This window comes from Prosthecobacter sp. (assembly GCF_034366625.1).
Lineage (GTDB): Bacteria > Verrucomicrobiota > Verrucomicrobiia > Verrucomicrobiales > Verrucomicrobiaceae > Prosthecobacter.
On sequence record NZ_JAXMIH010000010.1, the window covers coordinates 31,175 to 55,101 of the forward strand.

Sequence of the window (23,927 nt, forward strand, 5' to 3'; positions counted from 1 at the left end):
GCAACAAGACCAGCAACCTGTTCCACAGGAACAGGCCTACTTTCAAAACTCCCCGCCGAGCGCGAGATGCAGCGCGGCGCGATTGCGCAGGCGCTGGGCTTTGACGCTGGTCAGCGTGCTGCGGGCATCGAAGGCGCGCTGGCGGGTGTCGAGCAGGGTCAAAACCTCGCTCAATCCCTTCTCATACTGGCTCAGGGCAAGTTGTTCGGCGCGTTCGGCCTCGCTGGCAGCGCGTTCGAGGGCGGACTCCTGCTGGAGCAGGAATTGCTCGGCGGCCAGCGCGGTTTCGACCTCGCGGAAGGCGGTGAGCACGCTGTCGGCGTAGGTTTGCAGGATCTCATGGTAGCGTCCGCGCTGGAGATCCACGCCAGCCTTCAGCAAGCCGCCTTGGAACAAGGTCTGGCCGACCTGGGTGCCGAGGTTCCAGATGGCGGACTCGGGACGGATGATCTGCTCGATCTGCTGCGAGGTGCGGCCCGCCGAGCCGGTGAGGCGGATGCTGGGCAGCATCGCTTTCTTCGCGGCGCTTTCGCTGGCGAGTGCGGAGGCCAGGCGGCGTTCGGCGGCGCGCAGATCGGGACGACGCAGCAGCATCTCCGAGGGCAATCCGGCGGGAATGCCGCGCTTGAGCGAGGGCAGGGAGCCAAGGCCGCGTTCAGTGCCCGCGGGATAGCCACCGAGCAGGGTTTCGAGCGTGCGGCGTGTTTGATCCGCTGTGGCGCGGCGTTGCTGCACGGTGGATTCGGCGCGGGCGAGGTCGGCGCGGCTCAGGCTCACATCCAGCGCGGCGCGTTCGGGTTCGATGCCGCGGTCCATCTGACGTTCGAGGATGCCGAGCTGCACCTTGCGTGTGGTCACGTTGCTTTGCGCCAGCGCGAGCAGGCTCTCGGCCTCGGCCAGGCTGACGGCGGTTTGCACCGTGGTCGAGGCGAGCGAAAGACGCGCCGCGTGCCAGTCTTCCTCGGCGGCTTCGGAACCGGCCTTGGCGGCGCGGCGTGTGTCGGCCACGCGGCCCCAGAAGTCGATTTCCCAGCTCAGGTTGAGGTAGTTGCCGTTGAAGCGGTTGGCGATCGGGTTGATGCCGGGGAAGCGCTGGTCTCCCGGGCTTTGCGTGCGGCTGGCGGAACCGGAGGAGGTCAGGGCCGGGAACAGGCCTGAGCCGGCCTGCATCAACTGCGCACGCGCCTGCTCGACGCGGGCGGCGGTGGCCTTGAGGCTGGGATTGGCAGCCACGGCCTGCTGCACCAGCGCGGGCAGCCTGGAACTGCCGAATTCATCGAGCCAGCCGGTGGCGGCGCTCTTGGGGATGCCCGGCAGCGCGGCCCACTTCGCCGGCGCGGTGCCGTGGAGCGCAGCCACGTCGGTTTTGAGACGCTTGCTGCCCAAAGGCGGGAAGAAGGCGCAGCCGGCGATGCACAAACACAGAACGGCAGCGGCGGAATGACGAATGACGAAGCTTGTGGCGGCCTCGGGCATCGGATTTGGGGCTTCGTTCGTCATTCGGATTTCTGATTTCGTCATTTCACCATGATCCATCCCACCACAATCAAAACAGGCAGCAGGACCGGGATGGAGAAACGCAGCATGTAGGCCAGGAAGGACGGTGCATGCACCTTCGCTTTGTCAGCGATCGCCTTGACCATGAAGTTCGGCCCGTTGCCGATGTAGCTCCCGGCGCCGAAGAACACCGCGCCGAGCGAGATGGCGATGAGATGCGGCGCGTGCCCGGCGGCGAAGGTCATCACATCGGCGGGCGAATCCACCGAGAGATGCTGCTGGCCCATCGCGGCGGCGAGGAAGGACAGGTAGGTCGGCGCGTTGTCGAGGAAGGCGGAGAGCGCGCCGGTGGCGAAGTAGTACTGCATCGGCGTGTCGATCTGCACCGCCTCGCCGCTTTGCAGGATTTGCAGCGCCGGGATCATCGTCAGGAAGATGCCCACGAACAGATAGCCCACCTCCTTCACCGGGCCGAAGTTGAAATCGTTCGCCTCATGCACCTCCGGCCTCGTGGTGAAGTAGGAAGCCACAGCGGCGGCGAACATCACGAGCGCGGGAAGGGAAACAACACCGGCCACCGTGGTTTCCTGGAGGCTCTTCGGCAGCAACACCGCGCCCAGCACCACGCCGAGCCACAGCACGTTCAGCAGCCCGCGGAAGAACCAGTCTTCATGCGCGGTCTCCAGTTCCCGCACCTCCTTGGGCGCGCGGCGGAAGTTGATGGCATCAAAGACATAAAACACCGCCAGCAGCAGCACCACCGCCAGCGCCCAGGCCTGCCAGCAGTGCTGCATCACCCAGAAGAACGGCACGCCGCGCAGGAAGCCCAGGAACAGCGGCGGATCGCCGATGGGCGTGAGCGCGCCACCGACGTTGCTGATCAGGAAGATGAAGAACACGATGTGAAAGCCGGTGACGCGGTACTTGTTCATCTGGATCCACGGCCGGATCATCAGCATCGACGCCCCCGTGGTGCCGATCAGGTTCGCCAGCACCGCGCCGATCAGCAGGAAGAGCGTGTTCACCAGCGGCGTCGCCTCGCCCTTCACGCGGATGTTGATGCCGCCGGAGATGACAAACAGCGATCCCACCAGCGCCATGAAACTCACATACTCATGCGCCGCATGATGCAGCGGATGCCAGTCCTTCTGCACGAAGGCATAATACGCCGCCGTCACCAGTCCCAGACCGACGGCCACCTTCGGGTAATGATGCTCCCAGAAGTGCGGGGCCAGCAGCGGCATCAGCGCGATGCACAGCAGCAGCAGGGCAAAGGGCGCGATCATCCCCAGGGGAGGAAGCACGGCGTGAGAGGCGGCAGCGGCGAGCAAAATCATGCGGCGGACACAAGGCGGGTTGCGTTCGCCTTGTCAATTGACGCTTTGTCGGGAGAGGCCGTGCAGCGGTTTATTCTGCTGTCCCCATTCTGCTGTCCTATGTATTTGAATGACACGCGAATGACACGCGAATGGCCGCAGAGCCGGCTTTCCCCACCTTATTCGTGCTCATTCGGCTTCGGAGCTATGGAGTCATGGAGATGTGGACTGCTGGAATGCAGAACTCCATCCATTCTCCCGAATAACTTGGCTGGTAAAAGATTGGCGGTAAAAAATGGGAACCGTCGTTTCCCGATCTTTTACCCCCCCCATTTTTTACCAGAGAAAGTTACTCCCTGGTTCACACGCCCACCCGTCGTTCCAGTGCTCCGTTCCGTTCTCCGTAGCTTTACTGCGAAGGATGAAAGCAAGACGGCGAAGGATGAACCACTCCATCGCTCCAAACACCCGGGAATCCCAAAACTGGATGACGCGGGGTATGAGCGCCATGACCCGTAGCTCATTTCATGCGCAAGACCTGGCCGCGCCGGATCACTCCGGCCGCCGGTCCATGATGCCCTTGGCCTTCTCCAGTTCGCCTATCGCCCAGTCGCTCACACCGGCCTCATCGGTGTCCAGGGAACCGGTGATGTGCAGGCGGCGGATGTAGTACTTGTCGATGAAGGCCACGATCTTCTCCGAGACGCCGAGGATGCCGCGATGCACATGCAGCACCGGCTTCTTCTGCTTCTTCGCGTTGCTGAGCGCCTTCTGTGCCATGCCGGCGGCCTTGGTCGCGAGGGTAAAGACCAGCGTCGCCTCCGCATCGCGCACATTGGAGGTGATGGCCTCCAGCAGGCTGTCCGTGGCACCCTCCTTGAGCTTGTAGCGCGGGTCGATCGGCTCCGCCGCAGAGAGCACCCCCTGCGGGCACCAGCCGCCGTGCGGAAGCTCATATTTCAACGCCCAGTCGAGGGCGGCACGTTCCACGCCCATCTGAGCGCCGGAGAGGATGACAAGTTTGAAGGCCATGTTCGCCCTGAGAAGAAAGCAGAACGGCGCATGCGGCAAGCACGAAGTCACATTCTGAAAGCTGAAAAGCGGAAAAGCTGAGACGCTGAGAAGCTGAGACGCTGAGACGCTGAGACGCTGAGACGCTGAGAAGCTGAGACGCTGAGAAGCTGAGACGCTGAGAAGCTGAGACGCTGAGAAGCTGAGACGCTGAGAAGCTGAGACGCTGAGAAGCTGAGAAGCTGAAATTCTGATTTCCCATTTCCCATTTCAGCTTTCAGCTTTTCAGTTTTACCGCCTCAGCATCACGATCAGCTCATCCACCTTGTTCGCGATCTGTTGCACCTCCGCCTGCGTCGGCGGGTCGCTCACCGTCATTCCCAGGGTGGCCACGGCGTTGCTGTTGCTGCTGGTGGTGGCGATGGCGTCGGTGAGCTGCTGGAGCGAAACCTCACCGGGAGCGCCCGGCAGGCCTGGCTCGCCCTGGATGCCCTGCGGGCCCGTGCTGCCATCGCTGCCGTTGCTGCCCGTCTCACCCTGCGGGCCGGTGGGGATGCCAAAAATGAAGTGCAGCGTGCCATCGGTCACCTCGAGCACCACCTGAGCCGGACTGCCCGTCGGCAGCGTGTTCGTGCCATCGACGATGGCGGCGGTGATGCTCTGGATCGCGTCGATGAGATCCTTGAGGCCATTCAATTGCGCACGCATCTGCACCGCGTCGATCTCGGTGCCGGCCTGGGGAAGAGTGGGGTCGAACATGGGAAGAAAAGCTGAAATGAGAAAGCTGAAAGCTGAAATACTGAGCCGAGGCGACTGGCGGGCTCGTTCTCGTCCTCCTCCTCTTACTCCTCCTCCTACTCCCTGAAGCTTGAGCCAAAAGACGACCAAAAAGGGAGGCGGAGTAGGAGCAGGAGGACGAGTAGGATTGGGCTTTTCCCCCGCGCCTCCGGCGCTACGGTCCCACCGTGACCTTCGCCACGTCGCACCAGCCGCTGCTGGGCTGGCCGTTGTCCCAGAAGCGGGCGCGGTACTCGCGCACCTCGGCCTGGTTGGCCACCAGCAGGGGGCGGTCGTCGATGTAGGGGCTCTTGTTGCTCTGCACCAGTTCCTCGTAGTCGCCTGCGCCACGGCGGCACTCGATGACCACATACTCGTGACCGTCCTTGTAGAACTTCACGCGGCTGACCTCGCTGTCCTCGCCGGGAATGGCGGTCACCAGGATGCGCGGCGGCGGCACGTCGCCCGGCGGCGGTGGTGGCGGGGCCTCCGGGCCCACGATGCCGAGGTCCAGGCCGATGGCTTCGGTGTAGCCGGGCTTGCGCTTGATCGTCTGCACCAGGTCAAAGGTGCGTTGCAGCGCGCCGGGCTTCACGCCGGTGATGCCGGCGGGCAGGGTCGGCAGCGGCGGCAGTTGCAGCACGGGGAACTCGTAGTTGGTGCTGCCCGTGCCGAAGGACAGCGTCTCCAGCGAGGACGTGCAGCCCGTCGAGTGCTCGCGGATCGCGACGATCCAGCCCCCGTACCCGTGGGCCAGGGTCAGGTTGTCGGCCACGCCGTTGTCTTCTTCCGCCTGGGTGAGCGCCAGCACGGACGCATAACCAGGCAGTTTGGTGGCCACATTGGTGTGCCATTCGGAACGATCGCCCATGGAGCGGGGGTAGAACGGTTGTCTCATCTTCTTGGTGTGTTTGGTTTTCGTGTTTTCGAAGCTGGGAGCCGCCGGTGAGGGCGGCCCCCAAAGTTGTCCGGACGACCACAGCGCCCCGCTGGACCACAGGGCCATCAATGCGCCCTCCTGCCCGCCGCAGCGGGTGGTTCCGGTGAAAATCGCCCCTGCCAGCGTGCCTCCGGTGCCCTGCCACCAGGGAAAACCGGTATCACGGCTGAGTTTGCAGGCCTGACGGACGAAGTTGCAGGCATCACGGCTGAGTTTGCAGGCCTGACGGACGAAGTTGCAGGCATCACGGTTGAGTTTGCAGGCCTGACGGACGAAGTTGCAGGCATCACGGTTGAGTTTGCAGGCCTGACGGATGAAATTGCAGGCATGCAAAAGGAGCCGTGAAACTGCCCGGCCGGGGGCTCAGCCCTGCTGCCGCCGAACGTCTCTGAGGAGCCGCCGCCCTCTCCCAGTCTCCGGGTCTCAAGGTCGGTTGGATGGGCTCGGGCCGTCGCGTTCATGGGGGAAGGATGTACCCGCCGGGGCGGATCGCCCATCCCGAGCACCCGGTACGGCGCTGGCACGTTTGCTGCTGCGGGGAGGGGAGACGTGCCGTTCAGGCCGGCACCGGAGAGAGTAGCGCTGGGTCCAGCGTCTCCACCAGCAGCCAGCCCAGCAGCCAGGTCTGGCTGCGCCGCCACAGGTCGGTGCAGCATTGCAGCCAGTCCCCCTGGCCGGCGGTGCGCTCCACCACCCGGCGGAAGGCCGCGCCGGTGCCGCCCAGGCCGCGCGCCAGCTTTTCCTCGTTCACCCCGCAGAGCGTCTGCTTGGGATGCGTCCACCACCCGCGCAGGGACTCATACGGCAGGCGGCAGAGCCGCACCAGATCGACGACCTGCGCGCAGCGCAGCCCGGCCAGGTGCCGGTACAGCATCCACAACCGGTCCATCAGCTCCTCCGCCCGCAGCCGTGGCACCGGCCGCTTCCGCCGCCTCGGCTCCGCCGTCCGCGCCTTCTGGGTGGGAGGGGCTCCAGCGCTCCCCCGCGCTGGCGGTAGTGGGTCCACGCCTGCGGTGGTCGCAACCGCGTCTGCTCCCTGCGCGTTTGCCACCCCGTCTCGTGGTCCCCTCGTCTCCCAGTCTCTGGCACTCCCCGTCTTGCTGACAGCCTTCGCACCACCCTTCCGGGCCGCTCGGCGTCGCTTGGCACTCATGCGGGTTCACTGGGGGGACGGCGGCGGATTGAATCAGAAAAACGCCCGGTTGGGAAGCCCAAAGTGCTGGCAATCCCTAGCCCGTGCCGATTGAATTCCCTCGAAGGCCTCAGGCAAGAAGCCTAAATCATTGATTCCGAGTCAGATCCCAGGCGGGAGCGCCGCACGAAGGCAGGAAGAAAAAAATCTGCTCGCACGCCCAGTCCCCACGTCCCCAAGTCTCCGCTCCATGGCCCTCGGGCGCGCACACCGAGGTGATGCCATCCTTACCGCCACCCAAGGTTTGCTGTCAGGAGTCGCCTTCCGGCACTTGCTTGCGTGTTTACATTGCTCACGTCTTGCCTTTGGATTCATCTCCGGCTTTGATGGATTCCCCACGAATGAAAAAAGACACTCACGCAGCAACAGGTAAAATTCAGCACAATTAGCATGAGCCATCATGTCATAGAATTCTGCGCTGGCGGTGGTGGCCAGGGGTTGGGGCTTGAAATGGCGGGCTTTGAATGTGAGGCTGCCATTGAGATTGACGCTGACTGCTGCACAACTTTGAGAGCCAACCGCCCTTGGTGGGATGTGCGCAACGATGACATGCGAAATGTTGATGCCACCCGTTGGAAGGGGGTTGATCTTTTTGCCGCAGGTGTTCCATGCCCGCCTTTTTCTGTGGCCGGGAAACAACTGGGCAGTGACGATGAGCGAGACATGTTTCCTGAGGCTTTGCGCGTGATTAAGGAGTGTTCGCCTTCTGCGGTTTTGCTGGAGAATGTTCCAGGATTTGCTTCTGCAAAGTTTGATGACTACCGAAAAAACCTTCTGCGGCAGTTAGAGAGGCTGGGATATCAAGCGGACTGGAAAGTGCTTCAGGCGGCCGACTATGGAGTGCCCCAGCTTCGCCCGAGATTTTTGTTGGTGGCTCTGCGTCCAAGGTTTTTTGATTTTTTTCAATGGCCTGTGGCATTTGATCAGAGGACTGGCGTAGGGCCTGCGATTGGTGATTTAATGAGCGCGGGAGGCTGGCTTGGAGCAGATGAATGGATCAAGAAAGCGAACCGCATTGCGCCGACAGTTGTCGGTGGTTCAAAAAAACACGGCGGGCCTGATCTAGGCCCCACGCGTGCCAAGAAACAATGGCGTGAGATGGGTGTGGATGGTCTCGGAATTGCTGACCAACCTCCTAGAGTGGATTTTGACATAAACGGTTATCCAAAGTTAACTGTAAGAATGGTGGCCCGTGTTCAGAGTTTCCCGGATGGGTGGCAGTTTAGCGGGAAGAAAACAGCCGCATATCGCCAAGTGGGTAATGCGTTCCCCCCGTTAGTTGCCAAGGCAATCGGGCGTTCCATACGGGCGGCACTTCAGATGAAACGGCCACTTGCAGTAAGCAGCACGGAGCAGCTGAGATTTTTAGAGACACCTACAGCCTACTACGTTTCCGGGCACACTCACAAGCTACATCCATTCATCTAAAGTCATGAAACCCACTTTATTCAGCGCGTCACGATCAACATTTCACAGGTTGCTCATCGAACAGAATGTTCTGACCGTTGATGCCCAAGGCGTTGCCAGCAATGCCGACAAGGATAACGTAGACAGCAAAGCGATTGCTGAAGAAATGCTGTCAACGATGGGCAAGCCAAACGTGGGGGTTAAGATTCCAGCGCAATCATTGGGAAGCCGTTTTGAGAAACAATGTCTGGCGTTCGTGCAAGACACCTTCCCACGATTGAAGCATTTAAGGCCGGGGACTTGGGTGGTAACCACGCCATCAGGCCAGTTTAAGCGCGGCATCACAGACACGGAGCAATACGCGCATCTGGCGACGCTTTCAGAGGCATGCGAGAAGCAGCCTGAACTTGCCGCTATTCTTGGTCAGGACTACCTCATCAAGCCGGACATCATCATTCTGCGGGAGACGGAGGAGGATGTGAAAATCAATGCCATCGAAAGGCTCGTGGATGAATCCACCACGAATCTGGCATCTCTTCGAAAAGCGAACGGTGGAAAGTCGATTTTTCACGCCAGCATCTCCTGCAAGTTTACCATGAGAAGTGATCGAGCGCAAAACTCGCGCTCAGAAGCCTTGAACCTCATTCGGAATCGCAAAGGCAGGACGCCTCATATTGTCGTCGTGACTGCCGAACCTTTGCCAAGCCGACTCGCATCTTTGGCGCTTGGAACGGGCGATCTTGATTTCGTTTATCACATCGCACTGCCGGAACTTCTCAAGGCAGTCAACAAACGTGGAAGTGCGGATTCGAGAGAGTTGCTAAAAATCATGATTGAGGGCAAACGCCTGCGCGACATTTCAGACTTGCCGCTGGATTTGGCTGTTTGAGCATAAAGCTAACCTTAGCATACACCAATACATATGGGGAATCCGGGGACAGGGTGCAAAAACCTGGCAGAGGATGAACGGCTCCAGAGGCGATTCGTGTCAGACGCGAGGTGGGCTGGATCGATTGGTTTTTGGTTCGCCGTGACCCCAGCAAGCAAGTGACTGCGATCATCCCCGAAAAATACGGTGGCATGATCTGGCAAAAGAAATCCCTGATCGAGCAAGCTCAAGATGGAGATGAACTGATTGGAGCGTGGGGATTTTGAAGGAACCGGGGGCAGGCCAGCAGCGCTTTGTTCAAAATTGACTTTCCGATAAGGAAATATCAATATATCTCATATGTGGCTAAATATTCGCAAAGACCCGTCAAAGTTTGGTGTGACTATGGAGTTAACAGGAACAAGAGTGTATGGTAACTCGAATTCATCGAAGTCAGAATATGTATGTGTTATTGTCATGCCAGCAGAAACCTGCACCCTGTCTTTTGAGACAGCGGAAGAACTTAATATCTTTCGAGCTGCGTTGAGGGAAGCACTAAAAACTAATATTGAATATCTTGATACGATTGACGCTGGGATCAAATATAAGAGCGCTGCATTCAAACCGAATCGTGTTTTGGTCAGAAATGACGATAGTCCCTTACGTGTGGCGGTTAACAATGACGCAGGTCCTTTGATTGTTGATGCTCCTCATAATCTTCCAGTTTATATTACTAACTCAGGATGTCCTTGGTAGAACCGGAACCGGTGTCAGGGGGTGCAAAATCCTGACAGAGCAGACGGAAAAGCGGAAATTGGAAAGCTGAAAGGCTGAAATTCTTGGTCCCTTGTTCTGGGTCGGAGGGGCGGGCTGGAGGCTGGTTTCCCGTGGACAGGAGGCGGGCGGATAAGCTGAAATGGGAAAGCTGAAATGGGAAATGGGAAATGGGAAAGCGGAAATGGGAAAGCGGTGCGGAGGGGACTGAGAGACGGGGAGCCGAGCACGGTGGCGGCGTGCGGGTGCTGAGCCCGGGAACGTTGCGGGAAGGCGACGCGATCCATGTGCTCGAGGGCGATGGGCCGCCGCAACGCTGGCTGCCGTGAGGGGGAGGAGGCGGGGAAAATCGAGGACGATCACCCGACGCGGGCTTTCCTTTGACATTGGCAGGGGTGTTTCCAGAGTCGGCGCGCATGAAGTTGCTGACCGAACCGCTCAACGAATCGCAGAAGCAGGTGATCGCCCTGCGCGACCAAGGGCTGAACTATGTGCAGATCGCCCGCACGATGGGATTCTCGAAATCGCGGGCCCAGGCCATGGAGACCGACGCGCGGCGGCGGTTGCAGGACTTCGCCCAGAACGGGCGGGACGCGCTGTGCCTGCTGCCCCAGTGGGTGCTGACCTTTCTCAAACAAACCCCATGGGCCACACGCGCGGAGGTGCGCGCGGCCATGGACTCCGGTGAACTGCGCTGGGATGAGGCATGGAGGTGCATTCGCTACCGCGAAATGATTCCTCCTCGCGGTGGCGGCCAGGGCATCTGGCAGATCCTGTGCGAGTGGGCGGGGCTGCCGCCCCCGTTCCCGGAACGGGTGGTGATCTGTCCGCACTGCGGCGGGAAGGTGCCGCTGTAGCGCGGATCCGGGTGCAGGGTAGCAAAAACCTGAGAGAGCAGACGGAAAAGCGGAAATGGGAAAGCGGAAATGGGAAAGCTGAGCCGAGCAGCCTGGCGGGCTGCGAGACAGACTGAGCGTAGCGAAGCCCGAAGGGCGACACGAGTGTGAGGCACGAGGGAGTCAAAACTGAAAAGCTGAAATAGGAAAGCAGAAAGCAGAAAGGCTGAGCCGAGGCGACTTGGGGCGCGAGGGAGTCAAAGGCTGGAAGCTGAAATTCTGATTTCCCATTTCTGCTTTCTCATTTCCACTTTCCATCGCTGTTGGGGCACGAGGGAGTCAAAAGCTGAAATACTGAAAGCTGAAAACTGAAAACTGAAAAGCTGAAAGCTGAAAGCGGAGAGCGGAGAGCGGAGAGCGGAGGTGGGGAATGTGGAATGACGATCACGGGGCGTTCTTGGTTCGAGGTTCCTTGGGGTTGGTTCTCCAAGTCTCCTGAGCGCAGCAATCGAGGACGAGCAGGAGGAGGAGGGGTTAGCGCATGCGGAAGACCATGACGCGGCGGGTGGCGGCTCAAGAAATAAATCTCGACATCTCTCCTCCTTTTCGCTGGAATGCCCTTTGGGAGAATAACCAACCCTCCCAAAGCGATGACTATGAATGCGAATTCCCGTCACACCCTCCTTGGAGTTCGCATTGGGGGGCTGCTCCTGGCAGCCATTCTTGGCGTCTCAGGCTTTTTATCCACAGGCCGCCTGGAGGCCGCCGTCATCATCACCAACACGGCTCAGGAGGGCCCTGGCAATACGTTCAGCGTCTCCAGCACCGATTTGCTGCAGACGAGTCTCGCCTCGGCCAGTGTCACGGGCGATTTTTATGGCATCAGCTCAGGTGACTCGACGGTGCTCTACAACGGCCTCTTTGGCGCCTCTGGGATCGCGGGGGCGCCTCAATCTCTTGCCCCCACTGGCAACTACGTCATCACCTTTGCCCTCGACCTGAGCGTGAACACCAATGGCTATTTTCTGACGCAGTTGGACAGCTTCACCAGTTGGGACGCTGGCCGGGACGGACAGCAATACTCGGTCCTCTACAGCACGGCCTTCGCGCCCGACACCTTTTTTGCGCTGGCGACTGTCCCGCAATTCAACCCGAGCCCCACGGACGGCGACCATTCCCATACGCGGGTCAGCCTCACGGACTCCACCGGGACGCTGGCTTCCAACGTGGCGAAGATCCGCTACACGTTCACCGGCTTCGAGAATGGCGGCACGGCCTATCGCGAGCTTGACATCATTGGCACGTCGGTGCCTGAACCAGGCATCTTTGGTCTGTTCGCTCTCGGGCTGGGAGGGCTGACTCTGCGCCGCACCAAGAAGAGGATATGAGGGTTGATGGATGGCAGAGGGAAATTAGAAATAGGAAATGGGAAAGCTGAAAGCGGAGATGGAGACATGAACGGCTCAGGAGGCGATTCCAACAGCCGCGTGGAAGAGGGAAATGAGAAATAGGAAATGGGAAACTGAAAACTGAAAGCTGAAATGGGAAAGCGGGAGTGGGAATGCAGTGCGGGGAGAAGAACTGCGATCCGCCATCGCCGTGCAGCCGCCGCAGCCGGGTTCAGATGCGGGCTTCGTAGGCTTCATGGCGGCCGATGAAGAACCAGAGAATGGTGCCGTCTTTTTCAAGGCCGAGGGCGCGGTGATTGTCATCGACCCGGACTGACCAGAAGGTGCCGACGCGCTTGAAGTGCAGGGAAGGGTGCCAGTGGTTCTGCCGCCAGAGTTCGTACTGCTTGAGGGCGCGCGCCTGCACCTGGGGTGGCAGGCGGTTGTAGCGCTCCCAAAACTCAGGCGCGACGGAGGAATTCATCGAGAGGCGTGGTGCGACCGGCGTCGATGTCGCGCAAGGCCTGGGCAGCCATGGCATCGAATTTTCCTGCCAGAACGGCTTTTTCAAAAGCGGCATCGACGCGCTGGGCACGGGCCTCATCAAACCATTGGGCGAAGGACTGGAACTCCTCCTCTGGCAGATGCTCAACAGCTTGTTCGATTTCCAGCACGGTGCTCATGCCGCGGATTGTATTCACTTTTGCCCAACGCCGCAAGTCTCTGTGGGGGGGGCTGAAAACTGAAAAGCTGAAAGCTGAAATGGGAAAGCTGAAATAGGAAAGCTGAGCCGAGCACGGTGGCGACGTGCGAGACAGACTGAGCGTAGCGAAGCCCGGAGGGCGACACGAGTGTGAGGAACGAGGGAGTCAAAACAGAAAGGCTGAAAAGCTGAAACAGAAATGCTGAGCCGAGGCGACTTGGGGCGCGAGGGAGTCAAAGGCTGGAAGCTGAAATTCTGATTTCCCATTTCTGCTTTCTCATTTCCACTTTCCATCGCTGTTGGGGCGCGAGGGAGTCAAAGCTGAAAAGCTGAAATAGGAAAGCAGAAAGCAGAAATGCTGAGCCGAGGCGACTTGGGGCGCGAACGAGTCAAAGGCTGGAAGGCTGGAAGCTGAAATTCTGATTTCCCATTTCTGCTTTCTCATTTCCACTTTCCATCGCTGTTGGGGCGCGAACGAGTCAAAGCTGAAAGGCTGAAAGCTGAAAAGTTGAAAGCAGAAAGCGGAGAGCAGAACGGATGGCTGGCCCCGAAGATTCTGATGACTTGATCCCTGCCTTGCCAGCGGCTGTCACGCGTGTCTATTCGATGAACTTGATCTTTGAGCCCCTTGCCCCCAATGTCTGCCCATGAGCCTTTCGGAACAACTGCGGGAATCCCGCTCGAAGCACACGTTGAAGAGCTACGCCGCCGCTGTGAAGCAGTTGCGCGTGTTCAAGGCGGTGCAACCAGTTACTGGCAGGAGATTCGGCTCTTCCGGGAGTATGCGGCTGAAAGAGGACTCGGCTGTTTACCAGACCAAACCCCAGAGCTGAGCCGGACCCCGGATGACGAGGGCAACGAGCATCAGGTGTGGTTCCAGCCGGAGACGGATACTTACCTCAAGGTGACGTGGCCGGATTTCTTCGGGATGCTGGTGATCTACCGTCAGGACGAGGAGGAGCAGGCATCTCCCATCGCCTATCTGGAGCGCTGGCACCTGCACAACGAGTTGTTTGGCGACCGTGTGAGGTTTCTCGGGGCACTGGAGGAGGAAGGCAGACTGAGGCTCATCATTCAGCAGCAGGCCATCGAAGGAGAGCCGGCGACGCTGGAGCAGATCAACGACTTCTTCACGGCCAACGGCTGGCAGCGCTTCACGGCCAACGGCGAGGTGGCCTATTTCGACCCGGAGCGGAACGTGGTGATCTCCGACACGCACCGGGGAAACATCATCCTGATGGATGACGGATTGCTGGCACCGATCGACCTTCGGGTGCAGCCGCTCAGCGGTGCCCTGCTGGATTATGTGGTCAAGGCTTGTGGCTGACCGACCACGACGAGACACGGGCGGGAACGATAAACGAGGACAACTTCAGGCAACTGGGCGGTGAGCGGTCGGGCCCACGCCGGCTACGGAAGCTGCTGGACGAGCGGGGGAGGACGGAGGAGAGATGGAGGCGACCTTCTTTTCTCCCGATGCGCCTGATTGAATCCCGAAACCTTGATGGTGTCCTGCGGCGGACGGTGCCGCGCTGTCTCCTGCTGGCCCTGGCCGTGCTGGCGGGATGCTCTGGTGACCGCGTCTGGCGGCGCATCGACCCGCTGGGTTACTCCCGGGCGCACGATGCGCCCTATCTCTACCGTGAAAAAGGCGAGACAACGAACTCTCTGCCGCCTCTGGTGAATGATCGCCCGAGCCGGACGTACTTTCTGCCGGATCCGTGAGGCGCGGGGCCTGAATTCCATCCATCCATGATATGAGTGACGCTGTTGCTGAAAAGCTGTTTGCCGCCGGAGAGGTGATCTATGCGCAGGGGGAGGCCGGGCAGGGGATGCTGCTGGTGCTGTCCGGCACGGTGGAGGTGAGCGTGGCCACGCCGGAGGGGCCGCGGGTGCTGGCGCGGTTCGGCGCGGGGGATTTTCTGGGAGACATGGCGCTGATCACCAACCAGCCGCGGGCGGCGACGGCGCGCGCGCTGACGGCGGTGACGGCGGAGTGGATCGATGACCGAAGTTTTGAGGAACGCCTGCTGGAGCAGCCGGACCGCCGCGCCAGCTATCTGGCGCTGCTGATGCAGCGCATCCGCATCACGGACTCGCTGCTGCGGCTGGAGTGGCACAAGCAGGAGGCGGCGGTGCAGGTGACGCGGGCGGCGTATCTGGAGGCGCTGCCGGCCACGGCGAGCGGACGGAGCGACTGGCTGGATCTGCGGCTGATTTCCGCACCGGGGACGCCGCCCCCGGTGATCGATGTGATCATCCCGCAGGTGCCCTTCAGCATCGGACGCCTGACCTTTCCGCTGCCGGTGGACGCGCTGCCGACGCGGCGGCTCTCGATCCCTGACAAGGAGCCGTACCAGCTCTGCCGCGATCACTGTGAGATCGTGCGCACAGCGGAGGGACTGGTGGTGCGCGATGTGGAATCGCGGCTGGGAACGAACGTGAACGGCGTGCAGGTCGGCCGTGATTTCGCCACCACGGAGGCAGCGCTGAAGCCAGGCCCGAACACGCTGACCCTCGGCGGGCCGGAGAGTCATTACCGGTTCATCCTGGAACTGGCGGAGGTGTAGGGAAGGGGGAAAGCAGAAAAGCTGAAAGCTGAAAGCAGAAAGCAGAGAGCGGAGAGCGGAGAGGTGCAGGGACACTCTCTTGCCCGCTTCTGCTTTCCAAACAGCGGGCAAGAGTGCCCGCGCTCCCTTCAAACCAATGGTGCATGCACCTTGTTCGCCCGCAGAGAAACTCAGGATTTGGGCTTCACCGGATACTTGCCGGGTGTGCGGTCATACTTGCCCTTGCACTCGGCGGTGGCGAAGGCGACTCGCTTGCCATCCTTCGTCTGGCTGTGGAAGATGAGGCGCACGTCTTTGTGGCAGACGGGGCATTCGCTGTTCACGGGCTCGGCGGCGGTGGCGGACAGCGTGAGGGCGGCGGTCAGAACGAGGAGCAGTGCTTTCATGGTTGGAGAAGGGTGGAGAACAGCAGGCATTGGATCATGACACGCCCGTTGCTGTCACGCGGAATTTTTTCACGAGGTGAAGAAGGCTGAGGCGGATCGTCAAGGCGTGGTCAAGAGGTCAAGTGTCGTGCGATGACCCTCTTGACGGCGAAGTCTTGACCTTTGACGGCTCCGTTCTGCCTTCTCACTCGCCCGGAAGCGGTTCCGTGGGCCACGTTTCCAGCCACGGCAGGCCGTAGGCGTTGAGATCGGCCATGAAGGGGTCGGGATTGAGCTGCTCGACGTTCCAGACACCGGGCTGGCGATACTCAGCGGGATTGGTGAGGAGCTGGCGTGCGGCGATCATGGCGGGGACGCCGGTGGTGTAGCTGACGCCCTGGCTGTTCGTTTCGCGGTAGCACTCCTGGTGGTCGCAGATGTTGTACACGTAGTAGCGCTTCGGCTGGCCGTCTTTGCCGGTGCCTTCGATCCAGTTGCCGATGCAGGTCTTGCCTTTGGTGTCGGGGCCCAGGCTGCCGGGTTCGGGCAGGAGGGTCTTCAAGAATTCGATGGGGATGATGTCCACGCCTTTGTGTTTGACGGGATGGATGCCGGTCATGCCGACATTCACGAGGACTTCCATGTGCTTGATGTAGGCGTCGCCAAAGGTCATCCAGAAACGCGCGCGGCGCATGGGGATGTGCTTCGTCAAGGATTCCAGCTCCTCGTGGTAGAGGCAGTAGATGTTCTTCGGACCGATGCCGGCGGGGAAGGGGAAGCTGCGTTTGATTTCGAGCGGCTTGGTTTCGATCCACTTGCCGTTTTCCCAGTAGCGGCCGTTGGCGGTGACTTCGCGAAGGTTGATCTCAGGATTGAAGTTGGTGGCGAAGGCCTTGCCGTGATCACCGGCGTTGCAGTCGAGGATGTCGAGGGTGTCGATCTTGCTGAAGTGATGCTTCAACGCGTAGGCGGTGTACACGTTCGTGACGCCGGGGTCGAAGCCGCAGCCGAGCAAGGCGGTGAGGCCGGCCTTCTTGAACTTGTCCTGGTAGGCCCACTGCCAGTGGTACTCGAATTTGGCGACATCGCGCGGCTCGTAGTTCGCGGTGTCGATGTAATGCACGCCGGCTTCGAGGCAGGCGTCCATGATGGTGAGATCCTGATAGGGCAGCGCCACATTGATGACGACCTCGGGCTTGTAGCTTTTGAGCAGCTTGACGAGTTCCGGCACGTTGTCGGCATCGACGGCGGCGGTCTTGATGGGGCGCTTCAATTCAGCGGCGATGCTGTCGCATTTCGTCTTGGTGCGGGAGGCCAGCATGATCTCGCCGAAGACGTCGGGAAGCTGGGCGCATTTATGAACAACGACGCGGCCGACGCCGCCGGCTCCGATGATGAGGACACGATGAGACATGGTGAGGGAAAGCAGAAAAAGGAAAGCGGAAAGCTGAAATCCGAGAGAGTGCCGAGTCTAGCAGAGACGGGGGGAATGCAAGCGACGGAAATGCGAGCAGGAGAAGCAGTCAAGGCATGGTCAAGAGGTCAAGGTGGTGAGACTTGGAACCCGTGACATAAAAAGGCGGTCTGCGGGGCGGGAGGCTCTCGAAATCGCAGTTCTGTCAAAGCACGAGCCCCCGCTTGACCGCTGATGGCGGACAAGCGAGGGCCTGCAAGATTGCTTCTGTCCCGCAGTGGAGCGGAGAGACCTCGACTACTTCTTCTCAGCGTCCACGCGGGCTTTGGCGGCGACGGCTTCGGCGGCGACTTTCGCCTTGTCAGCGTCGAGCTGGGCCTGGGCGGCGACCTTGTTCGCCTCAATGTTGGCCTTGTCGATGGTGGCGTTGGCGTCGGTCTGCAGCTTGGCTTCCTTGGCAGCGGCGTCCACGGCGGTCTTTTGATGCTCGATGGCGGTTTGCGTGGTCTCGGTGCGGGCGTCGATGGCGGCTTTTTCCTTGTTGCAACTGACGACGAGGAGCGTGGCGAGGGCGAGGATGGCGAGCGGGGTGTGTTTCATGATGGGATGGGGTGGATGCTGAGTGCCCGTGGGCTGGTTGGCGAACGAACGTGGGCAGAGGCTCGGGCATGCGGGTCCGTCCTGCCATGGGGTGTAGTCCTACCTTTCGCGGGCGGAGAAACACCGGCATGCTGAAGGCTCCGTGTCTGAGGAATGCCTTGTGCTCCCCTTCGCAGCACGGAGCCTGCCCCCATGACCTTGAATTTCCATCTCCTCCTGATCCTGCTGCTCATCTGTGGCATGACCGCCTGCGATAAAAAAGCGGCGGCCACCAAAGCCAAAACGGCGGCTCAACTGGCGGCGGATCAAAAAGCGATCGAGGTGAGAGCGGCGGCTGACCGCCTGATCACCAGTCAAAACGAGGCCCAACGGCTCAAGGCAGAGGCCTTGAAAGAGGCGGAGGTCAAGAAGGCCGCGTCACTGCCGAAGACACCCTGATGTATCATTACACGCGGCGCGTGCTGGCTCAGATCGTCTTGCGCTTGCGCTTGATATGCAAGTGGGCGGTGGCGCGCTGGATGGCGGCCATGGCGGCGGCAACTTCTTCCTGATGCTCGCCGGGCTTGAGGTCTTCGAGAGCTTTCTTGGCGCGCGCGATGGCTTCTTCGGCGGCTTTTTCGTCGATCTTGTCGGCGTCGATGGCCACATCGGTGAGGATGCGCGTGACGGTGCCGGTGACTTCGACCAAACCTTCGCCGACGGCCATTTCGATGGTCTTGCCGTTCTTCGTGATGCGCAGCTCACCGGGGAGCAGCGTGGTCACGAGGTTGGCGTGAGCCGGGAGGACGCCCATTTCGCCTTCGTAACCCGGCAGCACGACGGTATCCACGTCATCGGAGTAGATGCGGGCTTCAGGAGTGACGATTTCGAGTTTGAAGGGCATGGGCGGTTCTTTGTTCCTGGTTCTTTGTTCCTGGTTTCGTGTTCTCTGATCTTCCAACGAAGAACCCAGAACGAGGAAACCAAGAACCGGTGCTTTAGTCCTTCTTCACGGAGTCGATGCCACCCTTCATGTAGAAGTTGGCTTCGGGGACACTGTCGTGCTTGCCGTCGAGGATTTCGGCGAAGCCTTTGATGGTGTCTTTGACGGAGACGTACTCGCCTTTGGTGCCGGTGAAAATTTCAGCGACGGTGAAGGGCTGGGAGAGGAAGCGCTGGAGCTTGCGGGCGCGGAACACGGTGAGTTTGTCGTCGTCGCTCAGTTCGTCCATGCCGAGAATGGAGATGATGTCCTGGAGGTCTTTGTAGCGCTGAAGGACGCGCTGGACGCCACGGGCGACGCGGTAGTGCTCTTCACCGACGATGTCGGGGGCGAGGGCCTTCGACACGGAGGAAAGAGGATCCACGGCAGGGTAGATGCCCAGCTCGGCGAGGGAACGCTCAAGCACGACGGTGGAGTCAAGGTGGGCAAAGGTGTTGGCCGGGGCAGGGTCGGTCAAGTCATCGGCAGGGACGTAAACGGCCTGGAAGGACGTGATGGAACCGGTCTTGGTGGAGGTGATTCGCTCCTGCATGGCACCCATTTCAGCAGCCAGCGTTGGCTGGTAACCCACGGCGGACGGCGTACGTCCGAGGAGAGCGGACACTTCGGAACCGGCCTGGGAGAAACGGAAGACGTTATCGACGAAGAAGAGCACGTCCTGGTTCTTCTCATCGCGGAAGTACTCGGCCATGGAGAGGGCGGAGAGGGCGACACGGAGACGGGCACCTGGAGGCTCGTTCATTTGGCCATAAACAAGGGCCACTTTGGAGCCGGGGGCGAGGACGGGGCGACCTTTGTCATCCTTCTTCGGATGACCTTTGTCATCCTTCTCGGTGGCGATAACGCCGGACTCGATCATTTCCCAGTAAAGGTCATTGCCTTCACGAGTACGCTCACCCACACCGGCGAACACGGAGAAACCACCGTGGCCTTTGGCGATGTTGTTGATGAGTTCCATGATGACGACGGTCTTGCCGACGCCTGCACCGCCGAAGGCACCGACTTTACCACCCTTGGTGAAGGGGCAGATGAGGTCGATCACTTTGATACCGGTCTCGAGGATCTGAGCGGAAGGGTTCTGGTCGGTGAGGGCAGGGGCCTTGCGATGAATGCCGTAGCGCTTCTCGGTCTTCGGGGAGGGCTGGTCATCCACGGCGTCGCCGGTGACGTTGAAGATACGACCGAGGACTTCTTCGCCGACGGGAACGGTGATCGGGCCGCCGGTGTCGGTGACGTCCATGCCGCGCTTGAGGCCGTCAGTGGAGATCATGGAGATGGAGCGGACCCAGCCGTCGCCAAGGTGGCTCTGCACTTCGCAGATGAGGCGGACGGGTTTGCCGACCTGCTCAAAGTTGATCTCCAGCGCATTGTAGATGGCCGGGAGATTGCCAGTGGCGGAGAAATCCACGTCCACCACGGGACCGATGACTTGAACGATTTTGCCGATGTTGCTCATAAGACTTGGGAGATAGGTAAGGGGAGATGGCAGATGGTTTATTCGAGGGCCATCTTGGCGGTGGTGATTTCGAGGAGTTCGTTGGTGATCGCGGCCTGGCGCAGCTTGTTGTACTCAAGGCTGAGGTCCTTGATCATCTGCTTGGCGTTGTCGGTGGCGTTCTTCATGGCGACCATCCGGCTGGAGTGCTCGGAGGCGCGGGATTCGAGCACCATCTGATACACAGTGTCGTTCACATACTGCGGCAGCACGGTTTCAAAGACGACGGCGGCGCTGGGTTCAAAGGTGTACTCGCTGGAGGCTGTGGCGGCGGGCGTTTCGATGAGATGACCGAAGTCACGCTTGCCGCCGAGGGTCACCGGATTGACGGGCAGGAGCTGCTCGACGGTCGGAACGATGGTGACGGTGTTGATGAAGTTGTTGAAGACGACGAGCACCTTCTTGTATTCGCCCGTGCGGAACTTGTCCTGCACGAAACGGCCCACGGCGCGCACTTCGGCGAACTTGGCGGGATCTTTGATCGGGAAGTCGGCGAGGAGGTTGCGACGCAGGCGGTTGATGGCCTGGACGGCTTTCTTGCCGATGGTGACGTAATCGACGTGGCCGTCAATCTGCGTGGTGAGTAGTTTCTTGAACAAGTTGGTGTTCAAAGCACCGCAGAGACCCTTGTCGCTGGCGATGAGGAGGACGAGCGTCTTGTCGCCTTTGCCTTCGGAGAAGAAGGGATGCACGCCTTCTTCGGCCTGCTCCTTGAGGTTCACGAGCACCTTGTTGAGCATCTCGGCGTAGGCGCGGCCGTTGCTGGCCTGGTCCTGCGCTTTTTTCATCTTCGCAGCCGCGACGAGCTGCATGGCCTTGGTGATCTGGGCCGTGTTTTTGACCGATTTGATTCGGCGTCTGATGTCGCGGGTGGAGGGCATCTCTTAAAAGATAAAGGATGAAAACGGAAAGATGAAAACAGACTACTTCCAAGAAGCCTTGAAGTCGTCGAGGGCGGTTTTGAGGCCGGCTTCGACGTTGTCGAGGGTCTTCTCGTTGGCGAGCTGGTCCATGAGTTCGCTCTTGCGGGTGGAGAGGTAATCTTCGAGCTTGGCCTGGAATTCCTTCACGCGATCCACGGAGACGGAATCGAAATAGCCCTTCTGCATCGCATAGAGGCTGCTGACCATGATCGGCAGGCTCTTTGGCTGATACTGCTGCTGCTTGAAGAGTTCCACGATGCGGGCACCGCGGTCGAGCTTGGCCTTCGTGCCGGCGTCGAGGTCGGAACCGAACTGCGCAAAGGCGGCGAGTTCGCGGAACTGGGCGAGGTCGAGCTTCGTGGTGCCGGAGACCTTCTTGATGGCCTTCGTCTGCGCGGCGGAACCCACGCGAGACACCGAAAGACCGACGGAGATGGCGGGGCGAATGCCTTGATAGAACAAGTCGGTTTCAAGGAAGATCTGGCCGTCGGTGATGGAGATCACGTTCGTCGGGATGTAAGCGGACACGTCGCCAGCCTGCGTTTCGATGATCGGCAGCGCGGTCATGGAACCACCGCCGTAGTTGTCACCAACACGGCAGGAACGCTCAAGCAGACGGGAGTGGAGATAGAAGACGTCACCTGGATAAGCTTCACGACCGGAAGGACGTTTCAAGATGAGGGAAACCTGACGATAGGCGACGGCCTGCTTGGAAAGGTCATCAAACACGATCAACACGTCCTGGCCCTGGTCCATGAACCATTCGCCGATGGCGCAGCCGGTGTAAGGCGCGAGGTATTGGTTCACCGCCGAGTCCGAAGCGGAAGCACTGATGATGGTGGTGTATTCCATCGCACCGGCGTCTTCGAGCGTCTTCACGACGCGGGCGACGTTCGACTGCTTCTGGCCGATGGCGACGTAGATGCAATAAAGCGGCTTGTGACCAGCGAGCTTGCCCTGTTCGGCAGCCTTGTTCTGCTGTGCTTGGGAAATGATGGTGTCCACCGCGATGGTGGTCTTGCCGGTGGAGCGGTCACCGATGATCAACTCACGCTGACCACGGCCAATCGGGATCATGGCGTCGATGCTCATAATGCCGGTCTGCACGGGAACGGAGACGGATTTACGGGCAATGATGCCAGGAGCGAGTTTTTCGACCGGATACTGGGCTTCACCTTTGATGTCGCCTTTGCCGTCGATGGCCTGACCGAGGGCGTTGACCACGCGGCCAAGGAGGCTCTTGCCAACAGGAACGGAAAGGAGGCGGCCGGTCGTTTTGACTTCATCACCCGCTTTGATGCCTTCACCGGAGCCGAGGAGCACGCAGCCGACTTCCGTTTCTTCAAGGTTGAGCGCGAGGCCGAACACACCGCCGGGGAATTCGATCATTTCGTTGAGCATGACATCGCTCAAGCCTTCAATCTTGGCGGCGCCGTCACCGATTTCACGGACGATGCCCACATTGGACTTCGTGACGGCGGTCTTGAGGCCGGCGATTTGGGATTCGATCTCCTGGAGGATGTTGCTCATGGTATTGCGGGGGCTAAAAGAAAGATGAAGGCTAAAAGATGAAAACTAAAATCAGGACAAGGAGGCTTTGAGGGCTTCGAGACGGGCTTTGACGCTGCCGTCCCACACGTCGGAGCCGACTTTGACGCGGATACCGCCGAGGAGGTCGGGATTGACGCTGAACTCAAGGCTGAGCGTGCGGTTGTATTTCTTCGAGAGGCTGGCTTGCAGTTCGGACTGCGTGGCAGACGTCAAAGCGGTGGCGCTTTCGACGAGGGCACGCTGACGGTCCACTTCGTTCGAAACGAGACGCGAGAAGGCATCGAGGATGCCGATGTAGCCGCGAGGCTTGCTTTTTGCGACCGTGTTGACCACCGTGCGCACGCGGGACTCGTCGAGCTTCCCACCAGCGATGCAGGCGCGGAAGAGCTGACGTGAGGTGCGGCGGGCTTCCTTGGTGATCTTCATGGGGGCGACGCGTGGAGAAAATTAAGCGGAGACCTGGGCTGCGGTTTCCTGATTGATGCGGCTTTGGTCCTCGGTGTTGAGCACCTTGCCGGTGACGCGACTGGTGGCGTCGGACACCATGCGGCCGAACTCGCGCTTGAGTTGGGACATGAGCTGCTCCTGTTCGAGCTGAGCTGCTTCACGCGCCTTGGCGATGATGGTGTTGGCGCTGGCGACCGCATCCTGCTGGCGGCGCTCTTGGATGGCCTTCGCGGCGTCATCGGCTTCCTTCACGAGACGGGCTGCATCAGCCTCTGCTTTGTCGAGAATGGCCTGGGAGTTCTGTTTGGCCTCGGCGGCGTCACGGGCGATTTTTTCGAGCTTCGCCTCGCCATCGGCGATGCGTTGACGGCGCTGCTCCAGCATGCCGAGGATCGGGCCGAAGGCGTATTTTTTCAAAATGGCATACACCGCGATGAAGATGATGACCTGGGCAAAAAATTTGGCCCAAGCGAGGCCGAAGTCGCCTGCGATCTGATAAGCAATTCCTTTGATCTGGTCCATAACGGTGTGAGAAAGAGAGAGAGTTGACTGCGGCGGGCTGGTTCACAGCCCGCCGCGAAATTCAGGGCTTACTTGCCAAGAATGAAGGACAGAATGCCGAGGCCTTCTGCAAGAGCCATGGCGATAATGCCGAGGGTCAGGATGTTGCCGAAAGCGCCGGGATTGCGACCGACGGCTTCCACAGCCTTGGAGCCGATGAGGCCCACGCCGAGAGCGGCACCACCAGCGCCAAGGCCGGTTGCGATGCTGCCGGAGATGCCGACGGCGGCAGGAGCATGAGCGGCGGCGGCCTGGGCCATCGAGATAAGTTCAAGTGTCATAGTGTTAGTTGAGTTTTGGTTTGTTGTGT

At 60.2% G+C, this 23,927-nt stretch carries 27 protein-coding genes; 9 read left to right on the forward strand and 18 right to left on the reverse strand.

Annotated elements, in window-relative coordinates:
* Window positions 1–42: 42 nt before the first annotated feature.
* The 6 genes from U1A53_RS12550 to U1A53_RS12575 form a co-directional block, all read right to left on the reverse strand.
* Entirely contained in the window at window positions 43–1,500 is a 1,458-nt protein-coding gene (locus U1A53_RS12550; RefSeq protein WP_322281352.1) for an efflux transporter outer membrane subunit, read from the reverse strand.
* A 17-nt stretch (window positions 1,501–1,517) separates the two neighbouring features.
* Complete coding sequence (locus tag U1A53_RS12555; RefSeq protein WP_322281354.1) at window positions 1,518–2,834, reverse strand: sodium:proton antiporter; 1,317 nt, start codon at window positions 2,832–2,834, stop codon at window positions 1,518–1,520.
* A gap of 531 nt (window positions 2,835–3,365) precedes the next feature.
* Window positions 3,366–3,845 carry a putative molybdenum carrier protein gene (locus U1A53_RS12560; RefSeq protein ID WP_322281355.1) on the reverse strand — a complete coding sequence of 160 codons (480 nt, stop codon included), beginning with the start codon at window positions 3,843–3,845 and terminating at the stop codon, window positions 3,366–3,368.
* 270 nt (window positions 3,846–4,115) lie between these two features.
* Window positions 4,116–4,583, reverse strand: a complete 468-nt coding sequence (locus U1A53_RS12565; RefSeq protein WP_322281357.1) for a collagen-like protein — start codon at window positions 4,581–4,583, stop codon at window positions 4,116–4,118.
* Between the two features lie 193 nt (window positions 4,584–4,776).
* Entirely contained in the window at window positions 4,777–5,874 is a 1,098-nt protein-coding gene (locus U1A53_RS12570; protein ID WP_322281359.1) for a hypothetical protein, read from the reverse strand.
* 223 nt (window positions 5,875–6,097) lie between these two features.
* Window positions 6,098–6,415, reverse strand: coding sequence for a hypothetical protein (locus U1A53_RS12575; protein ID WP_322281361.1), 318 nt, complete (start codon window positions 6,413–6,415; stop codon window positions 6,098–6,100).
* A gap of 708 nt (window positions 6,416–7,123) precedes the next feature.
* Between U1A53_RS12575 and dcm the strand changes: the two genes are divergently transcribed.
* The 5 genes from dcm (at window position 7,124) to U1A53_RS12600 (ending at window position 12,006) form a co-directional block, all read left to right on the forward strand.
* Entirely contained in the window at window positions 7,124–8,161 is a 1,038-nt protein-coding gene (dcm, locus tag U1A53_RS12580) for a DNA (cytosine-5-)-methyltransferase (RefSeq protein WP_322281363.1), read from the forward strand.
* A gap of 4 nt (window positions 8,162–8,165) precedes the next feature.
* Complete coding sequence (locus U1A53_RS12585) at window positions 8,166–9,029, forward strand: NgoMIV family type II restriction endonuclease (RefSeq protein ID WP_322281365.1); 864 nt, start codon at window positions 8,166–8,168, stop codon at window positions 9,027–9,029.
* A 456-nt stretch (window positions 9,030–9,485) separates the two neighbouring features.
* Entirely contained in the window at window positions 9,486–9,764 is a 279-nt protein-coding gene (locus U1A53_RS12590) for a hypothetical protein (RefSeq protein WP_322281367.1), read from the forward strand.
* A gap of 434 nt (window positions 9,765–10,198) precedes the next feature.
* Entirely contained in the window at window positions 10,199–10,639 is a 441-nt protein-coding gene (locus U1A53_RS12595) for a sigma factor-like helix-turn-helix DNA-binding protein (protein ID WP_322281368.1), read from the forward strand.
* Window positions 10,640–11,274: 635 nt separating this feature from the next.
* Window positions 11,275–12,006 carry a PEP-CTERM sorting domain-containing protein gene (locus tag U1A53_RS12600; RefSeq protein ID WP_322281370.1) on the forward strand — a complete coding sequence of 244 codons (732 nt, stop codon included), beginning with the start codon at window positions 11,275–11,277 and terminating at the stop codon, window positions 12,004–12,006.
* A 232-nt stretch (window positions 12,007–12,238) separates the two neighbouring features.
* On the opposite strand, the gene U1A53_RS12605 is transcribed toward U1A53_RS12600, so the two are convergent.
* Together U1A53_RS12605 and U1A53_RS12610 are read right to left on the reverse strand one after the other, a co-directional pair.
* Window positions 12,239–12,490 carry a hypothetical protein gene (locus U1A53_RS12605; RefSeq protein ID WP_322281372.1) on the reverse strand — a complete coding sequence of 84 codons (252 nt, stop codon included), beginning with the start codon at window positions 12,488–12,490 and terminating at the stop codon, window positions 12,239–12,241.
* Complete coding sequence (locus U1A53_RS12610) at window positions 12,468–12,689, reverse strand: hypothetical protein (RefSeq protein ID WP_322281374.1); 222 nt, start codon at window positions 12,687–12,689, stop codon at window positions 12,468–12,470. The genes U1A53_RS12605 and U1A53_RS12610 overlap by 23 nt, the downstream gene beginning before the upstream one ends.
* 657 nt (window positions 12,690–13,346) lie before the next feature.
* On the opposite strand from U1A53_RS12610, the gene U1A53_RS12615 reads away from it, so the two are divergent.
* The 3 genes from U1A53_RS12615 (at window position 13,347) to U1A53_RS12625 (ending at window position 15,279) form a co-directional block, all read left to right on the forward strand.
* Window positions 13,347–14,036 (forward strand): hypothetical protein, encoded by a 690-nt coding sequence (locus tag U1A53_RS12615; protein ID WP_322281376.1) that lies wholly within the window; start codon window positions 13,347–13,349, stop codon window positions 14,034–14,036.
* A gap of 149 nt (window positions 14,037–14,185) precedes the next feature.
* Window positions 14,186–14,434 (forward strand): hypothetical protein, encoded by a 249-nt coding sequence (locus U1A53_RS12620; protein ID WP_322281377.1) that lies wholly within the window; start codon window positions 14,186–14,188, stop codon window positions 14,432–14,434.
* A gap of 32 nt (window positions 14,435–14,466) precedes the next feature.
* Window positions 14,467–15,279, forward strand: a complete 813-nt coding sequence (locus U1A53_RS12625; protein WP_322281379.1) for a cyclic nucleotide-binding domain-containing protein — start codon at window positions 14,467–14,469, stop codon at window positions 15,277–15,279.
* A gap of 170 nt (window positions 15,280–15,449) precedes the next feature.
* Here U1A53_RS12625 and U1A53_RS12630 read toward each other — a convergent pair whose 3' ends face one another.
* The 3 genes from U1A53_RS12630 to U1A53_RS12640 form a co-directional block, all read right to left on the reverse strand.
* Window positions 15,450–15,665: a hypothetical protein gene (locus tag U1A53_RS12630; protein ID WP_322281381.1), complete on the reverse strand. Its 216-nt coding sequence runs from the start codon at window positions 15,663–15,665 to the stop codon at window positions 15,450–15,452.
* A 184-nt stretch (window positions 15,666–15,849) separates the two neighbouring features.
* A complete protein-coding gene (locus U1A53_RS12635; RefSeq protein ID WP_322281382.1) occupies window positions 15,850–17,058 on the reverse strand; it encodes a saccharopine dehydrogenase family protein in 1,209 nt (402 codons plus the stop codon).
* A gap of 297 nt (window positions 17,059–17,355) precedes the next feature.
* Entirely contained in the window at window positions 17,356–17,658 is a 303-nt protein-coding gene (locus tag U1A53_RS12640) for a hypothetical protein (protein ID WP_322281384.1), read from the reverse strand.
* Window positions 17,659–17,850: 192 nt separating this feature from the next.
* Between U1A53_RS12640 and U1A53_RS12645 the strand changes: the two genes are divergently transcribed.
* A complete protein-coding gene (locus U1A53_RS12645) occupies window positions 17,851–18,096 on the forward strand; it encodes a hypothetical protein (RefSeq protein ID WP_322281386.1) in 246 nt (81 codons plus the stop codon).
* A 28-nt stretch (window positions 18,097–18,124) separates the two neighbouring features.
* Here the strand turns inward: U1A53_RS12645 and atpC are convergent, their stop codons facing one another.
* From atpC to U1A53_RS12680, 7 genes are all read right to left on the reverse strand, one after another.
* Window positions 18,125–18,541: an ATP synthase F1 subunit epsilon gene (gene atpC / locus U1A53_RS12650; protein ID WP_322281387.1), complete on the reverse strand. Its 417-nt coding sequence runs from the start codon at window positions 18,539–18,541 to the stop codon at window positions 18,125–18,127.
* A gap of 94 nt (window positions 18,542–18,635) precedes the next feature.
* Window positions 18,636–20,096 carry a F0F1 ATP synthase subunit beta gene (gene atpD, locus U1A53_RS12655; protein ID WP_322281389.1) on the reverse strand — a complete coding sequence of 487 codons (1,461 nt, stop codon included), beginning with the start codon at window positions 20,094–20,096 and terminating at the stop codon, window positions 18,636–18,638.
* A gap of 38 nt (window positions 20,097–20,134) precedes the next feature.
* Window positions 20,135–21,016 (reverse strand): ATP synthase F1 subunit gamma, encoded by an 882-nt coding sequence (gene atpG, locus U1A53_RS12660; protein WP_322281391.1) that lies wholly within the window; start codon window positions 21,014–21,016, stop codon window positions 20,135–20,137.
* Between the two features lie 42 nt (window positions 21,017–21,058).
* Window positions 21,059–22,588: a F0F1 ATP synthase subunit alpha gene (atpA, locus tag U1A53_RS12665; protein ID WP_322281393.1), complete on the reverse strand. Its 1,530-nt coding sequence runs from the start codon at window positions 22,586–22,588 to the stop codon at window positions 21,059–21,061.
* A gap of 51 nt (window positions 22,589–22,639) precedes the next feature.
* Entirely contained in the window at window positions 22,640–23,035 is a 396-nt protein-coding gene (gene atpH, locus U1A53_RS12670; RefSeq protein WP_322281395.1) for an ATP synthase F1 subunit delta, read from the reverse strand.
* A gap of 21 nt (window positions 23,036–23,056) precedes the next feature.
* A complete protein-coding gene (locus U1A53_RS12675) occupies window positions 23,057–23,578 on the reverse strand; it encodes an ATP synthase F0 subunit B (RefSeq protein ID WP_322281397.1) in 522 nt (173 codons plus the stop codon).
* A gap of 68 nt (window positions 23,579–23,646) precedes the next feature.
* Window positions 23,647–23,877, reverse strand: a complete 231-nt coding sequence (locus tag U1A53_RS12680) for an ATPase (protein WP_345786487.1) — start codon at window positions 23,875–23,877, stop codon at window positions 23,647–23,649.
* Between the last annotated feature and the right edge of the window lie 50 nt (window positions 23,878–23,927).